The organism is Bradyrhizobium diversitatis (assembly GCF_016031635.1).
Taxonomy (GTDB): Bacteria; Pseudomonadota; Alphaproteobacteria; order Rhizobiales; family Xanthobacteraceae; genus Bradyrhizobium; species Bradyrhizobium diversitatis.
Genome location: NZ_JACEGD010000019.1, coordinates 265,243 through 278,546 on the forward strand (window position 1 = coordinate 265,243; position 13,304 = coordinate 278,546).

The following is a 13,304-nucleotide window of genomic DNA, read 5'->3' on the forward strand; positions in this document are numbered from 1 at the left end:
ACAAGGGCCGCCCGCAAATATTTGGAATTCGTCAAAAGCCCTTGCGCCACCAACGCAATGCGGCCTCTTTGGGTTCGACGAGGGTTCAATCTAACCAATTCGTGATCTACATTGCCGCCATGGACGACCACGCCGATCACACCCGCAAGCCTCGCGCCGATGCCGTGCGCAATCGCGAACGCGTGCTCGAGGCCGCGAAGGCCGTGTTCAACGCCGGCGGGCCCGAGGCGAGCCTGGAGGCCGTCGCAAAGCGCGCCGGCGTCGGCATCGGCACGCTGTATCGCCATTTTCCGACGCGCGAGGCATTGTTCGAGGCGGTGTACCGCCGCGAGGTCGAGCAGCTCAGCGAACTGGCCGAGCAGTTGAAGAATGCCAAGGATCCGGTCGAGGCGCTGCGTCGCTGGTTGCGCTCAGGGGTCGAGTTTGTTGCGACCAAGAAGGGGATGATGGCCGCGCTGGCGCTCGCGGTGCAGAGCGGGTCGGAGCTGCATGCCTTCTCCTTCGAGCGTCTGACCAAGGCGATCGGCTCGCTGCTCGACCGGGCGGTCGCAGCCGGCGAGATGCGCGCCGACATCAGCCCGGAGGACCTGCTGCGCGCCTTCTTCGGCATGTGCTACGTGCACGACCAGCCCGGCTGGCAGGCGACGGCGCTCCGCCTGCTCGACGTGTTCGTCGACGGCCTGCGAGTGCAGCCGCCCGGCAAGGCCAAGGCGAGCTCGTCGAAGACGACGAAGCCGGCGACGAAGCGGAAGCGGTAGGCCGTGCAGTCACAAATGAAATGTCGGCGCCTGAGTGCCGAGCTGAGATCTGCCGATCAGCGGCACATTGCTGCTTATGACCCAAGGAGACCCAGTTCACGCAACTTTTGCCCCGAAGTTGGCTCGATATCGCGATGTCTGTGGGTGCGCACTACTTGTGCAATCATTCAGACTTTGTGACATTTTTGGATCGCAGCTTCCATTCCCGAAAATGTCGTGGAATATTATGTTGATGAAGCGCCTGTCGCGGGTGCGGCTATCATTGCGTAACTGATGCGATGTCTGATCCGGTATACACACGAGAACGAAATCCCTTCCAGTCCATGACCCGGATTCTATCGGAGGCGCCGCCTCCGTTGGCACCCATCCACTTGAAGTGCGGCACTCAACTCACTCGTCGTTTTGTTCGCGGCACGCGTTATGGCTATGCCCCAGGCATGCCCGGACATCTTGTCGGCACCTACTATGGCGAGCCTCGGCACAGTGCATGGACGATCGAGCGACGGCGGCTCTCTGCTCCGCTGCGGCCGAATTCCATCACAGTGATTCCCGACCGGCATGATGGAGATTGGGAAGTTGAGGGACCGCTCCACGTGTCCCATGTCTACCTCACCAACGAACGACTGGAGCATTGCCGAACGCTCGTCGGCGGACGAGGCAATGTAGAGCTGATGGCACGCGTCGGCAGCGAAGACGCCGTGACCTCGCAGATTCTCGTGATCCTCAGCAACCCCGACGTGATTACTGATCCTGCGGCACAGTTGCTGGTCGATCGCGCAGTCGACCTGCTGTGTATCCAGTTGTTGCGCTCGCACAGCATAGTACAGCTGCCGCAGAGCCTCGCCAATCCTCGCGGTGGGCTCGCGCGCTGGCAGCTCAGGCGTGTGACCGATTACATGCTGGCTCATCTCGACAAGTCGATCGGGCTCGATGAACTGGCGTCGCAAGTCGGCCTCAGCCGCTACCATTTCTGCACGGCGTTCCGTCTCTCGACCGGATTGACGCCGCATGTCTGGCTGACCCGGCAACGCATGATGCTTGCCCAACGGCTGCTGAATGATCCAAATCTGTCGATCAGTGAAATCGCCCTGGAAGTCGGATATGCGACACCCTCGGCTTTCGCCGCGACCTTCCGCAGAATCGTCGGGACGACGCCGCGAAGCTTCCGCCGATCCTTGTAGCCGCGCACCGCAAAGGTTGATGAGTGCTCGGGGCTCTCCGTAGCCACCTGCGATATTGCGACGCGCCAAACACCGCAATTCTGCGACAGCTTCCGCAACCGCGCGACGGTTCCGCAGCGGAGCGAGCGCTATGCCTGTCTCACGGACATTGCACGCAGAGAGACAGTCATGAGCAAACGCATTCTGGTCACAGGGGCCGGCTCGGGATTTGGCAAGGCCGCGTCGGTCGGCATGGCGAAGAAAGGCCATAGCGTCATCGCGACCACCCAAGTGTCGTCGCAGGTCACGCCGCTACGGGAGGAAGCCAAAGCGTTGGGTATCGAGAAGAATCTCAGAGTCGAACGCCTTGATCTGACGGACCCCTACGATATTGCGCAGGCGCTCACCTTCGACATCGACGTGCTTTGGAACAATGCCGGCATGGGTGAGGCTGGGCCGGTGTGGGAAATTCCGATCGATCTCGTCCGTAAGAACTTTGAAGTCAACGTTTTCTTGCCGCTCCAGCTGACGCAAGGCGTTGTGCGCCGCTGGGTTGAGCAGGGACACAAAGGCAAAGTGGTCTTCACCTCCTCGATGGGCGGGCTATTCACCCCCGCGAATTGGGGCACGTATGTCTCGACCAAGCACGCACTCGAGTCGATCGCGGAAGCTTTGCAGCAGGAGCTCTCGAGCCATGGGATCAAGGTGCAGACGATCAACCCCGGCGCCTACTACACCGGTTATAACGAGACCATGGCGGACAATCCGTTCCGCTGGCTCGACGACAGGCGGCATTTCACCAAGCGCGCCGACCTGCGCAGGGGCTTCGACGACTTCTTCGCCACCCCCCAGGGCAGGATGGACCCGACTGAGATGATCGAGCGCATGATCGAGATCGTGCCCGCGGATGAAGGGAAGTTCCGCAATGTCGTGCCCAAGGCAGTTGAGGACATGCTCAAGGCGCATCAGCTGGCCGCATGGGAAAACAAGATTTGATCGTGCCGGACGGATCACCCATGAGCCTCACTGAACAAATCGTTGAGCGTGCAATGGCGGCCGGTCGCGCCGCCGCGCGCGAAATCGGCGTTCCGATGAACATTGCAGTGCTTGACGCGGCTGCGCACATCAAGTCGTTCGTCCGCATGGATGGGGCCCTGCTGGGCTCGATCGACATTGCGCTCGGCAAGGCCAGGACGGCAGCGTTGTTCGGTATGAACAGCGAGGCCGTGGGTGAATTCTGCAAGCCCGGCGGCAGTTCGCCGGGACTGGAGCTCACGAATGGCACGTTGGTGATCTTCGCCGGCGGCGTACCCATTCGCGACGGCACCGGTGCCCTGCTCGGCGCGATCGGGGTGTCCGGTGGCGCCGTTGCACAAGATGCCCTTGTCGCACAAGCCGCGGCCGCAGCCGCACAATCCAAGGCGTGAAAAGGAGTTGCACTATGACATATGCCGGGATGCCATTGCTGGCCGCCAGCCTCGTCTTTGCGAGCGCAGTTCTGCCAGCGCGAGCAACGTCGTCAGAGGAGGACAATCGGGCTCTTATCGCGCGCAGCTTTGATGCCTGGCGCGAGGGCACCGGAGGGCCCTACGATCTTCTCGCCGACGACGTGGTCTGGACCATCACCGGCAATTCCCTCGCGGCGAAAACCTACCCAAGCCGCGAGGCCTTCTTGGGGGAGGTCATTCGACCATTCAATGCGCGGATGAAGACCCGTTTGGTGCCGACCATGCGGCATCTCTACGCTCAAGGAAACACCGTGATCGCGTTCTTCGATGCCAAAGGCGAGACGCGCGACGGCCAGACCTACGCCAACACATATGCCTGGTTCCTGGAGATGAAGGACGGCCGCATCGCGCGCGCCCACGCATTCTTCGACAGCATTGCCTTTGACGCCTTCTGGCGGCGCGTGAAGCCGGAAGCAGAATAAGCCCTCACATTGGATGTCTGCTTTTGGCCCCGTCGGCGAGCTTCAACGGAAGTTCGCCGCCGTTGACGGTGAGCTGGAGCACCCAGCGAAGCGCGTGATTTCTGAGTACACGCACGGCGGCGCAGATGTGCCAGGATTGCCTTCAGCGGATATCACCGGCTGCTCGCTGCTGAAGGCGGGACGATCCGCTCAAGTCGCAAAGCCCGGCCCGGTCTTGACCGAGCTCATCCGCGAGCGGATCAGGAGCAGCACGACGATGCCGACGTTCAGCGCATTCCAGGCGACGCCGTTGGCGAATGCCGCGGCATACGAGCCGGTGGCATCGAAGATGATGCCGGACACCCAGCCGCCGAAGGACATGCCGAAAACGGACGCAAAGATCACGATGCCGACGCGGGTCGCTGCCTCGCTCGCCGGCATCGCCTCGCGCACGATGATGGCATAGCTCGGCACGATGCCGCCCTGGAACAGGCCGAACATCGCGGAGATCAGATACAGCGAGGTCAGGCTGTCGAAGAACAGATAGAACACCAGCGCAAAACCCTGCGCCAGCGATCCGACCAGCAGCGTGCGGATGCCGCCGATCTTGTCGGCGAGATAGCCGGAGCCGATCCGGCTGACGATGCCGCATGCCATCATCAAGGACAGCATCTCGGCGCCGCGCGCCACGCCATAGCCGAGATCGCCGCAATAGGCGACGATATGCACTTGCGGCATGGCCATCGCCACGCAGCAGGCGATGGCCGCGATCGAGAGCAGCACCGTCAGCGTGTTGGTCGAGAGCTTGAGGTCGACCCGCGGCGGCGGCGCATTGGCGTGATCGCGAACCTTGTCGTTGCCCATCTGTGCGCGCAGGACGAGGACCAGAAGCGTCATCGTGCAGGCGCAGACCATGCCGATGCCGATATGGGTGTAGCGCCAGCCGATCTCCTGCGTGCCCCAGCTCACGATCGGCGGCCACATCGTGCCCGCGACATAATTGCCGCTGGCGACGATCGTCACCGCCAGCCCGCGATAGCGCTCGAACCAGTGCGAGGCCTCCGCCATCAACGGGGCGAAGGTCGCCGCGGTGCCGAGCCCGATGAGGAAGTAGGCCGCCACGAACTGCCAGAGGTGACTCGACAGACCCGCGAGCACGTTGGCGACGCCGAGAAAGGCGATGCTGATCGCCATGGCCGGTACGATGCCGAACCGGTCGGTGATCTTGCCGGCGATCACGCCGCCAAGCCCGAAGCCGAACATCATGAGGGTGAAAGCCAGCGACACCGCGCCGCGCGTGGCGCCGAATTCGGCCTGCACCACGGGAATCACGACCACGACCGCCCACATGCCGACGGCGCCGACCGAGCCGATCAGAAGCGCAATGATCAGCCGCATCCAGGCCTGACGAGAATCAGGGCTGAATGATTGAGGCGTCTGTCCTGGATGATTTGGCGCGTGCACGGGCCGGACCATGGCCCGCGGCTCGCCACAGGGTCAAGCATTGTGGCGCGATATTGGGCATGCGCGGTGCACTGCGGTAAGAAGGAGCTTGGCGACCGCGCAATTTGCTACTAGTTTGCAATCCGCGTGTGCACCTTTGCCGCGCGGAGAGCGTGCCGGCGGAATGTTGCTGCGATTGACGCGATCGATGCGGATCAGGGTGGGGCGGATCATCGCCCTCGCCTATCTGTTCTGCGTGCTCGCACCGGCGGCAAGCCTTGCCTGGGGCAGCGCTGCGCCCTGCATTGGCGACGAGGGTCTCGCTGACCTCGCTCCGACGCATCACCATATGGCTGCGAGCCATGGCGATGTTCCGCACGAGCATGCGGGAACACCCTCCCAGACCGCCGCGAAGGACGCACCTGCTCCGAATCATCACGACGGCAAGGGAACAGTGGGCCCGTGCTGTGCGATGATGTGCGTCAGCGCGCTGCCGGCCGATCTGCCCAGCGTCGCCACGCCGGTCCGTCCGATGTCGACCTGTGCGCCCGAGATCGTGTCCAGCTTGCACAGCGCCGCGCCGCCCCAGCACTACCGCCCTCCCATCGCCTGATCTGACACGACGATTTCGGTTTCGAGGCGCGCTTTTGCGCGCGCGGACCTGTGGTCTTTCAGATCGGGAATTAAGACATGGTTGCGCTTTCCGGGGCGAAATCTGCCGCATCTGCGGTGGGTGATCGACACTCTCATTTCATTTGGCTGCTGCTGGCCTTTGCCGCGCCGGCACTGTCCGGCTGCATGCCGGCAACGACGCACATGGCCAGCGCGGATCCTGCCGATCCGGCGGCGAAGGTCGCCCCAATCGGCTATCGCTCGACCATTGCGCCCTATACCAGCCTGCGCCCTGCGACGCCGGCGCCATGGCGTGGCCGCAACGACGCGGTGACGCCGCAGCCGAAGCAAGAGCGGTAGGAGCGCGCCATGACACGCCATCTTGCGCGGGGCCTGCTCGTGCTCGCCGCGCTCGGTCTTTCCGGCTGCGCCGCGTTCTCGCCCGACGGCGGCATGACTGACGTCTCGGATGTGACGAGCCGGACCATCAACAAGGACGTCGCCTTCGTGCGCTCGGCCGAGGGCGCCGCCGCGGTCGACGCCCGCGTCCGCCAGCTGCTCTCGCGCACGCTCAGCGTCGACGCCGCCGTGCAGATCGCGTTGCTCAACAACAAGGGACTGCAGGCCGCCTACAACGAGCTGGCGCTGGCGGAGACCGATCTGGTCGAGCAGAGCCTGCCGCCCAATCCCGTGTTCGCGATCTCGCGGATATCAGGCAACGGCGCCAGCGAGATCGAGCGCCAGGTGGTCGGCGACATCCTCGCGCTCGCTACCCTGCCGTTCCGGTCCGAGATCGCACGGGAACGCTTCCGCGGAGCGCAGCTGCGCGCCGCGCTGGCGACGCTGCGGCACGCCTCGGACGTGCGCCGAGCCTATGTCCGCGCGGTTGCCGCCAACGAGATGGTGGAGCTGTTGACCGACGCGAAGGCAACGGCGGAATCGACCGCGCAGCTCGCGCTCAAGCTCGGCGAGACCGGCTCGCTCAACAAGCTCGACCAGGCCCGCGAGCAGGTGTTCTATGCCGAGACCACCGCCGACCTTGCCAGCGCGCGACAGGCGGCGGGAAGCGCGCGCGAAAAGCTGGCGCGCCAGATGGGGCTGTGGGACGACGGTCTCGACTTCCGCCTGCCTGATCGACTGCCGCCGCTGCCGCGGCGGCCGCAGGCCTTGCCCTCGATCGAGGCCGACGCAGTGGCGCACCGTATCGACCTGCAGATCGCGCGGCTGGAGTTGGCCGCGCTGGCGAAGGCCCTGAACCTTACCGAGGCGACGCGCTTCGTGACGCTGCTCGATCTCGCCGGCATCTCCCGCCGCACCCAGGATCCGGAAGGGCCGCCGTTCCGCGAGCGCGGCTTCGACCTGCAGTTCCAGATTCCGATCTTCGACGGCGGCGAGGTGCGCGTGCGCCAGGCCGCCGAGACCTACAATCTCGCCTTCAACCGCCTGACCGAGCGCGCCGTGAATGTGCGCTCCGAGGCGCGCGACGCCTATCGCGTCTATCGCTCCACCTACGACATCGCCGGCCATTACCAGCGCGAGATCATCCCCTTGCGGAAGATCATCACCGAGGAGATGCAGCTGCGCTTCTCCAGCATGCAGGTCGACATTTTCGCGCTGCTCACCGAGGCGCGACAGCGTTTGGCGTCGCTGCGCGGCGCGATCGACGCCAGGCAGCGATTCTTTCTCGCCCAGGCCGATTTGCAGACTGCCATCAACGGCGGCGGCGTGCCGGCGGCCGGCGGCGACAATCCAACCACTATCGCCGCGGCAGCGCCTGCCGGCGGCGGCCACTGAGATGGAGGCCAGCATGTTTTCCCGCCGGGGATTCTTAGGCAGCGCCGCGCTTGCCGGCGCGTCGGCCATCAGCGGCCGCGTCCAGGCCGCTTCGATTCCGGAAGCACCCACCATGGACAAGGTGGTGATGCAGCCGCCGCTGCATCCGATCAGCGGACCGGATTATCGCCCCGTGGTCACGCTGAACGGCTGGTCGCTGCCGTTCCGCATGAACGGCGACTGGAAGGAATTCCATCTCGTCGCCGAACCCGTGGTGCGTGAATTCGCCGAGGGCATGAAGGTGAATTTGTGGGGCTACAACGGGCAATCGCCGGGCCCGACCATCGAAGCCGTCGAGGGCGACAAGCTTCGCATCTTCGTCACCAACAGACTGCCCGAATACACCACCGTGCACTGGCACGGCATGATCATTCCGAGCGGGATGGACGGCGTCGGTGGGCTGACCCAGCCGCACATCCAGCCGGGCAAGACCTTCGTCTACGAATTCGAGATGAAGAAGAGCGGGACCTTCATGTACCACCCGCATTCCGACGAGATGGTGCAGATGGCGATGGGCATGATGGGCATGGTCGTCGTGCATCCGCGCGACCAGAGCTTCCGGCCCGTCGACCGCGACTTCGTCTTCGTGATGAGCACCTATCGCGTCGACCCCGGCACCTATCTGCCGCATGTCAACGAGATGACCGACTTCAACATGTGGACCTGGAATGCGCGGGTCTTTCCCGGCATCGATCCGCTCCCGGTCAGGCTCGGCGACAAGGCGCGCGTGCGCATCGGCAATCTCAGCATGACCAACCATCCGATTCACCTGCACGGCCACAGCTTTGCGGTGACCTGCACCGACGGCGGCTGGATCCCGGAGAGCGCACAGCTCCCGGAGACGACCACCGACGTGCCGGTGGGCGCGGTGCGCGTGTTCGACGTGCTCGCCGACAATCCCGGCGACTGGGCGTTCCACTGCCACAAGTCGCATCACACCATGAACGCGATGGGACACGACGTGCGTAACCTGATCGGCGTGTCGCGCAAGGATCTCGCCAAGGCCGTCGGCAAGCTCGCGCCCGACGGCATGGCCATGGGCTCGACCGGCATGGCGATGGGCAACATGGAGATGCCCGCGCCCGATAACACGCTGCCGATGATGACCGGCACCGGCCAGTTCGGGCCGATCGAGATGGGCGGCATGTTCACGGTGATGAAGATCCGCGAAGACCTCGCGCGCGACGATTACCGCGATCCCGGGCCGTACAAGTTCCCGCAAGGCACCGTCGCCTACGAAGTGGCCGCACCCGCCTCGGAGCCGGCGCGGCAAAAATCCGGCAGCCCGCCGATGAAGCACAAGATGTGAGCGTTTCGATGAACCACCAACTGGAGACCACGATGAAGACCACGATCAGGCTCGGCCTCGCGCTGGCTGCGCTTTCGACCGCGCCGGCCTTTGCTCACGACAAGCACGGGCACGGAAATTTTTCCGCCGGCGAACCCGGCGATCCCAACAAGCCCGCACGCACGATCGAGGTCCTGATGAACGAGATGGACTACACACCTGCGAAGATCGAGGTCAAGCGCGGCGAGCAGATCCGCTTCGTGCTGCGCAATGTCGGCAAGGAGGACCACGAATTCCTGCTGGCCACACCGAAGGAAAATCTCGCGCATGCGGTGGAAATGAAGAAGCACCCGCACATGGAGCACGACGATCCCAACGGTGTCCGGCTCGCGCCGAACAAGACGGCCGAGATACTCTGGAAATTCAGCAAGGCCGGCACATTCGAATTTTCCTGCCTGATTCCCGACCACCGCGACTACGGCATGGTCGGCCACGTCACCGTGAAGTAACGAAGGAGACTGCCATGAACCGCGTCATCCGTATCACTGCTGCGCTCGCGCTTGCTGTCGGCCTTGCGACTGCAACCCTCGCCGCCGAGGGCGCCGCGATCAGCGGCGAGGTCAAGAAGATCGACGAGGGCGCCGGCAAGATCACGCTCAAGCACGGACCCGCGAAGAGCCTCGGCATGGAGGACCCCATGACCATGGTCTACCGCGTCAAGGACCCCGCCATGCTCAAGCAGGTGAAGGTCGGCGACAAGGTGACCTTCGAGGCCGAGGAGGCGGCGTCGGGGTACACGGTGACGAAGATGGACAAGGCGAAGTAGGGGCGATTTCCCTGGCACCCTTGAGTCGCCAGTAGCTCCGTCATGGCCGGGCTTGGCCCGGCCATCCACGCCTTTCCGCGCGGCACGGAGAACGTGGATGCCCGGGACAAGCCCGGGCATGACGAATTCTCCGCAATCTCCGCCCCGTTCTCTTCCCACCCTCCGTTAACCCTTTGCTAACCATACACCCGGCAAGAATTGCCGGGTGAAGTCGAGTGTCGTCAGCCGCGTAGAACGGGAGCTCCCGTGGACGCCAGTGCGGTGCCTCACTTTCGGAACGGCGGCCCGTCGGCCGCCGCGCAGACGTTTGGGGCGCGCGGACGGCAGTCGCGCGGGGAGGCAGCTACCATGGTCGACGTCACGGCGGGACAGGGCGTAGGCAGCGCGAAGCCCGGCATCCCCTCCCTCAACGAGATCGTCAACATCCTCAAGCGCGGCGACATCGCGCTGGCGCTCGGCGTCCTCACCATCCTGGTGGTGCTGATCCTTCCCCTGCCCGCGATCGTGCTGGACCTGTTCCTGGCGATCTCGATCACGCTCTCGATCCTGATCCTGATGACGTCGCTGTTCATCCAGGCACCGCTCGAATTCTCGGCCTTCCCGACCGTCCTCTTGATCTCGACCATGCTGCGCCTGTCGCTCAACATGGCCTCGACCCGCCTGATCCTGTCGCACGGGCACGAGGGCACGGCCGCCGCCGGTCACGTCATCGAAGCCTTCGGCAACTTCGTGATGGGCGGCAATTTCGTCATCGGCATCATCGTCTTCGCCATCCTGATCATCGTCAACTTCGTCGTCATCACCAAAGGTTCGGGCCGTATCGCCGAAGTCGCGGCGCGCTTCCATCTCGACGCCATGCCCGGCAAGCAGATGGCGATCGACGCCGACCTCTCCGCCGGCCTGATCGACGAGAAGGTCGCCAAGGAGCGGCGCAAGGAGCTGGAGGACGAGAGCGGCTTCTTCGGCGCGATGGACGGTGCCTCCAAATTCGTCCGGGGCGACGCCATCGCCGGCCTCCTGGTCGTCTTCATCAACGTGGTCGGCGGCATGATCATCGGCGTGGCGCAGCAAGGCATGTCCTTCGCCGACGCCGGCCGCACCTACACGCTCCTGACCGTCGGTGACGGTCTCGTCACCCAGGTGCCGGCGCTGATCGTCTCGACGGCGGCCGGCCTGCTCGTTTCCAAGGCCGGCGTGTCCGGCGCCGCCGACAAGGCGCTGATGAAGCAGTTCTCCGGCTATCCGCAGGCACTGGCGATGTCCTCGGCAGTGATGCTGGTGCTGGCGGCCCTGCCGGGCATTCCGACCCTCCCGTTCCTGGCGCTCGGTGCCGGCGCCGGCGCGCTGGCCTGGAACGCCCGCAACCGCAACCGCGCCACCGCCAGGGCCGACGAAGCCGCCAAGGCCGCGCCCGCGGCAGGTCAGCCCGGCGCGCCGGGGGCCGCTGCGACCGAAGAGCCGATCTCGGCCGCACTCAAGATCGACGACCTCAAGATCGAGCTCGGCTATGCGCTCCTGCCGCTGGTCAACGGTCCCGACGGCACCGATCGCCTCACCGAGCAGATCAAGGCGCTGCGCCGTTCGCTCGCCATCGAGATGGGTTTCGTGATGCCGGCGGTGCGCATCCTCGACAACGTCCAGCTCGAGGCCAACACCTACATCATCAAGATCAAGGAGGTCGACGCCGGCACCGGCAAGATCTGGCCCAACCAGTTCATGGTCATGGATCCCGGCGGCGGCCAGGTGCAGGTGCCCGGCATCCACACCACCGAGCCGACCTTCGGCCTGCCCGCGACCTGGGTCGACGCCAACCTCAAGGAAGAAGCCTCTCTCAAGGGCTACACCGTGGTCGACGCAGCGACCGTGCTCTCGACCCACCTCACCGAGCTGCTCAAGGCCAACATGTCGGACCTGCTCTCCTATGGCGAGGTGCAGAAGCTTCTCAAGGAGCTGCCGAAGGAGCAGAGCGAGCTGGTCAAGGACATCGTCCCCGGACAGGTCACGGTCTCCGGCATCCAGCGCGTGCTGCAACTGCTGCTCGCAGAACGCATCTCGATCCGCGACCTCTCGACCATCCTCGAAGGCATCGCCGATTCGCTCGCCTTCTCGCGCAACCCCGCCACCATGGTCGAGCACGTCCGCGCCCGCCTGGCGCGGCAGATCTGCGCGCAGAACACCTCGTACGCCGGCTATCTGCCGCTGATCGCGCTGTCGGCGAAATGGGAGCAGGCTTTTGCCGAATCCATCATCGGCCAGGGCGAGGAGCGCAGCCTCGCGATGCAGCCCTCGAAATTGTCGGAGTTCATGACCGCCGTGCGCGAGGCGTTCGAGCGCGCCGCCCGCGAGGGCGAAGCGCCGGTGCTGGTCACCTCTGCGGCAATTCGTCCGTTCGTCCGGTCCCTGGTGGAGCGGTTCCGGGCCCAGACGACAGTGCTGTCGCAGGCAGAAATCCACCCCAGGGCGAGGCTGAAAACGGTCGGAAGCATCTGATTTGCCTTAAGAACCCGTGTGTTTTTCAGCCACAGGCAAATGGTTTTTGAGTTCCTGGCGCCTTGTCGACCAAAGGCTGACGAGACGTCCAATCGGCACATTACACCATTGAAATAATTATATAATTGAACGATCCAGGATCATTTTCGATCGCGACCTTTCACGTCCTATCACGCTCTTGTGACCGCCCCTTGGGAACGAATCCCGCCAATACTAGGTTGTTGGGCACCGGAAGCATGAACCTGCCTGAACTGGCTGGCGACTACTTCGGGTAGATGGCGGCAGGAGCCTTCCATGAACCACTCGATCTACAGCGCAGATCGCTCGACCCACTTGAAAATCGTGGTCGTAGCCCTCGTCGCGGGGATCGCGGTGGCAGGCCTCGGCATTACGGCGCGTTCGGGTTCGGATGAAGGTTTGACCCAGACTGCCCGCGTCATCAAGGCCGGCAAGCCGGTCGTTGTCACCAGTTCGGACGCATCCCTTGTTCGATAAGGAGATCTAGAGTTTCAGGAATTCACGCGGCTCTTTACCAGCCCCCCAAAGTCGCCACGTGGATATGTAGACGACCCCAACCCCAAGTCGACTACAGAAAGCGCCCGCCCCCCACGGGCGCTTTCTCATGTCTGGGGGTATCTTGCGACACGCTCAGCCGACGTCCTCCAACCAGCATCAATCAGATTATCACGTCGTCCGTTAAGAAGCCGAATTGAGCGGGGCCGGACAGGCGCGCGTGCGCCAGAGCTGGATCAGGAACAGGCACAAGAGTTCTCTGATCCAGGCGAGGATGCGGCGGAAGTTGTGGCCGACGGCTGAGAGGATGACGTTGGCCGCATCGCCGGCGCGGCCTTTGAGGTAGCAGCGGCCGAGGTGGCCATCGGTCTTCAGGTGTCCGATGATGGGTTCGATGGCGGAACGGCGGCGCAGCTCGCGCTTGATGACACCGAAGACGCCGCGCTTCTGGCCAGAGATGAAGATTCGGCGG

At 64.1% G+C, this 13,304-nt stretch carries 15 protein-coding genes; 13 read left to right on the top strand and 2 right to left on the bottom strand.

What is annotated here, in order from left to right:
* Nucleotides 1-119: 119 nt before the first annotated feature.
* The 5 genes from H1B27_RS22115 to H1B27_RS22135 all read left to right on the top strand — a co-directional run bounded on the left by H1B27_RS22115 (nucleotide 120) and on the right by H1B27_RS22135 (nucleotide 3,848).
* Nucleotides 120-758, top strand: coding sequence for a TetR/AcrR family transcriptional regulator (locus tag H1B27_RS22115; protein ID WP_197967530.1), 639 nt, complete (start codon nucleotides 120-122; stop codon nucleotides 756-758).
* Between the two features lie 593 nt (nucleotides 759-1,351).
* A complete protein-coding gene (locus H1B27_RS41040) occupies nucleotides 1,352-1,939 on the top strand; it encodes a helix-turn-helix domain-containing protein (protein ID WP_197967512.1) in 588 nt (195 codons plus the stop codon).
* A 168-nt stretch (nucleotides 1,940-2,107) separates the two neighbouring features.
* Nucleotides 2,108-2,914, top strand: a complete 807-nt coding sequence (locus H1B27_RS22125; RefSeq protein ID WP_197967513.1) for an SDR family oxidoreductase — start codon at nucleotides 2,108-2,110, stop codon at nucleotides 2,912-2,914.
* Nucleotides 2,915-2,934: 20 nt separating this feature from the next.
* Nucleotides 2,935-3,345, top strand: a complete 411-nt coding sequence (locus H1B27_RS22130; protein ID WP_197967531.1) for a GlcG/HbpS family heme-binding protein — start codon at nucleotides 2,935-2,937, stop codon at nucleotides 3,343-3,345.
* A 29-nt stretch (nucleotides 3,346-3,374) separates the two neighbouring features.
* On the top strand, nucleotides 3,375-3,848 hold the full coding sequence (locus H1B27_RS22135; protein ID WP_246515602.1) for a nuclear transport factor 2 family protein: 474 nt from the start codon (nucleotides 3,375-3,377) through the stop codon (nucleotides 3,846-3,848).
* Between the two features lie 189 nt (nucleotides 3,849-4,037).
* Here the strand turns inward: H1B27_RS22135 and H1B27_RS22140 are convergent, their stop codons facing one another.
* The gene (locus tag H1B27_RS22140) at nucleotides 4,038-5,303 is read right to left on the bottom strand and encodes an MFS transporter (RefSeq protein WP_197967515.1); all 1,266 of its coding nucleotides are present in this window, start codon (nucleotides 5,301-5,303) and stop codon (nucleotides 4,038-4,040) included.
* Nucleotides 5,304-5,454: 151 nt separating this feature from the next.
* Between H1B27_RS22140 and H1B27_RS22145 the strand changes: the two genes are divergently transcribed.
* The 8 genes from H1B27_RS22145 to H1B27_RS22180 all read left to right on the top strand — a co-directional run bounded on the left by H1B27_RS22145 (nucleotide 5,455) and on the right by H1B27_RS22180 (nucleotide 12,814).
* A complete protein-coding gene (locus tag H1B27_RS22145) occupies nucleotides 5,455-5,883 on the top strand; it encodes a hypothetical protein (protein ID WP_197967516.1) in 429 nt (142 codons plus the stop codon).
* 77 nt (nucleotides 5,884-5,960) lie between these two features.
* The gene (locus H1B27_RS22150; RefSeq protein ID WP_061879397.1) at nucleotides 5,961-6,242 is read left to right on the top strand and encodes a hypothetical protein; all 282 of its coding nucleotides are present in this window, start codon (nucleotides 5,961-5,963) and stop codon (nucleotides 6,240-6,242) included.
* Between the two features lie 9 nt (nucleotides 6,243-6,251).
* Entirely contained in the window at nucleotides 6,252-7,676 is a 1,425-nt protein-coding gene (locus H1B27_RS22155; RefSeq protein WP_197967517.1) for a TolC family protein, read from the top strand.
* A 13-nt stretch (nucleotides 7,677-7,689) separates the two neighbouring features.
* Nucleotides 7,690-9,024, top strand: coding sequence for a copper oxidase (locus H1B27_RS22160; protein WP_197967518.1), 1,335 nt, complete (start codon nucleotides 7,690-7,692; stop codon nucleotides 9,022-9,024).
* Between the two features lie 32 nt (nucleotides 9,025-9,056).
* Nucleotides 9,057-9,512, top strand: a complete 456-nt coding sequence (locus H1B27_RS22165) for a cupredoxin domain-containing protein (RefSeq protein WP_197967532.1) — start codon at nucleotides 9,057-9,059, stop codon at nucleotides 9,510-9,512.
* Between the two features lie 14 nt (nucleotides 9,513-9,526).
* Entirely contained in the window at nucleotides 9,527-9,829 is a 303-nt protein-coding gene (locus H1B27_RS22170) for a copper-binding protein (RefSeq protein WP_197967519.1), read from the top strand.
* Between the two features lie 348 nt (nucleotides 9,830-10,177).
* Nucleotides 10,178-12,319, top strand: a complete 2,142-nt coding sequence (flhA, locus tag H1B27_RS22175) for a flagellar biosynthesis protein FlhA (RefSeq protein WP_197967520.1) — start codon at nucleotides 10,178-10,180, stop codon at nucleotides 12,317-12,319.
* Nucleotides 12,320-12,613: 294 nt separating this feature from the next.
* Entirely contained in the window at nucleotides 12,614-12,814 is a 201-nt protein-coding gene (locus H1B27_RS22180; RefSeq protein WP_061879401.1) for a hypothetical protein, read from the top strand.
* Between the two features lie 201 nt (nucleotides 12,815-13,015).
* On the opposite strand, the gene H1B27_RS22185 is transcribed toward H1B27_RS22180, so the two are convergent.
* Nucleotides 13,016-13,304, bottom strand: a 289-nt coding sequence (locus tag H1B27_RS22185) for a transposase (RefSeq protein ID WP_197967352.1), incomplete at its 5' end; no start/stop codon positions are given.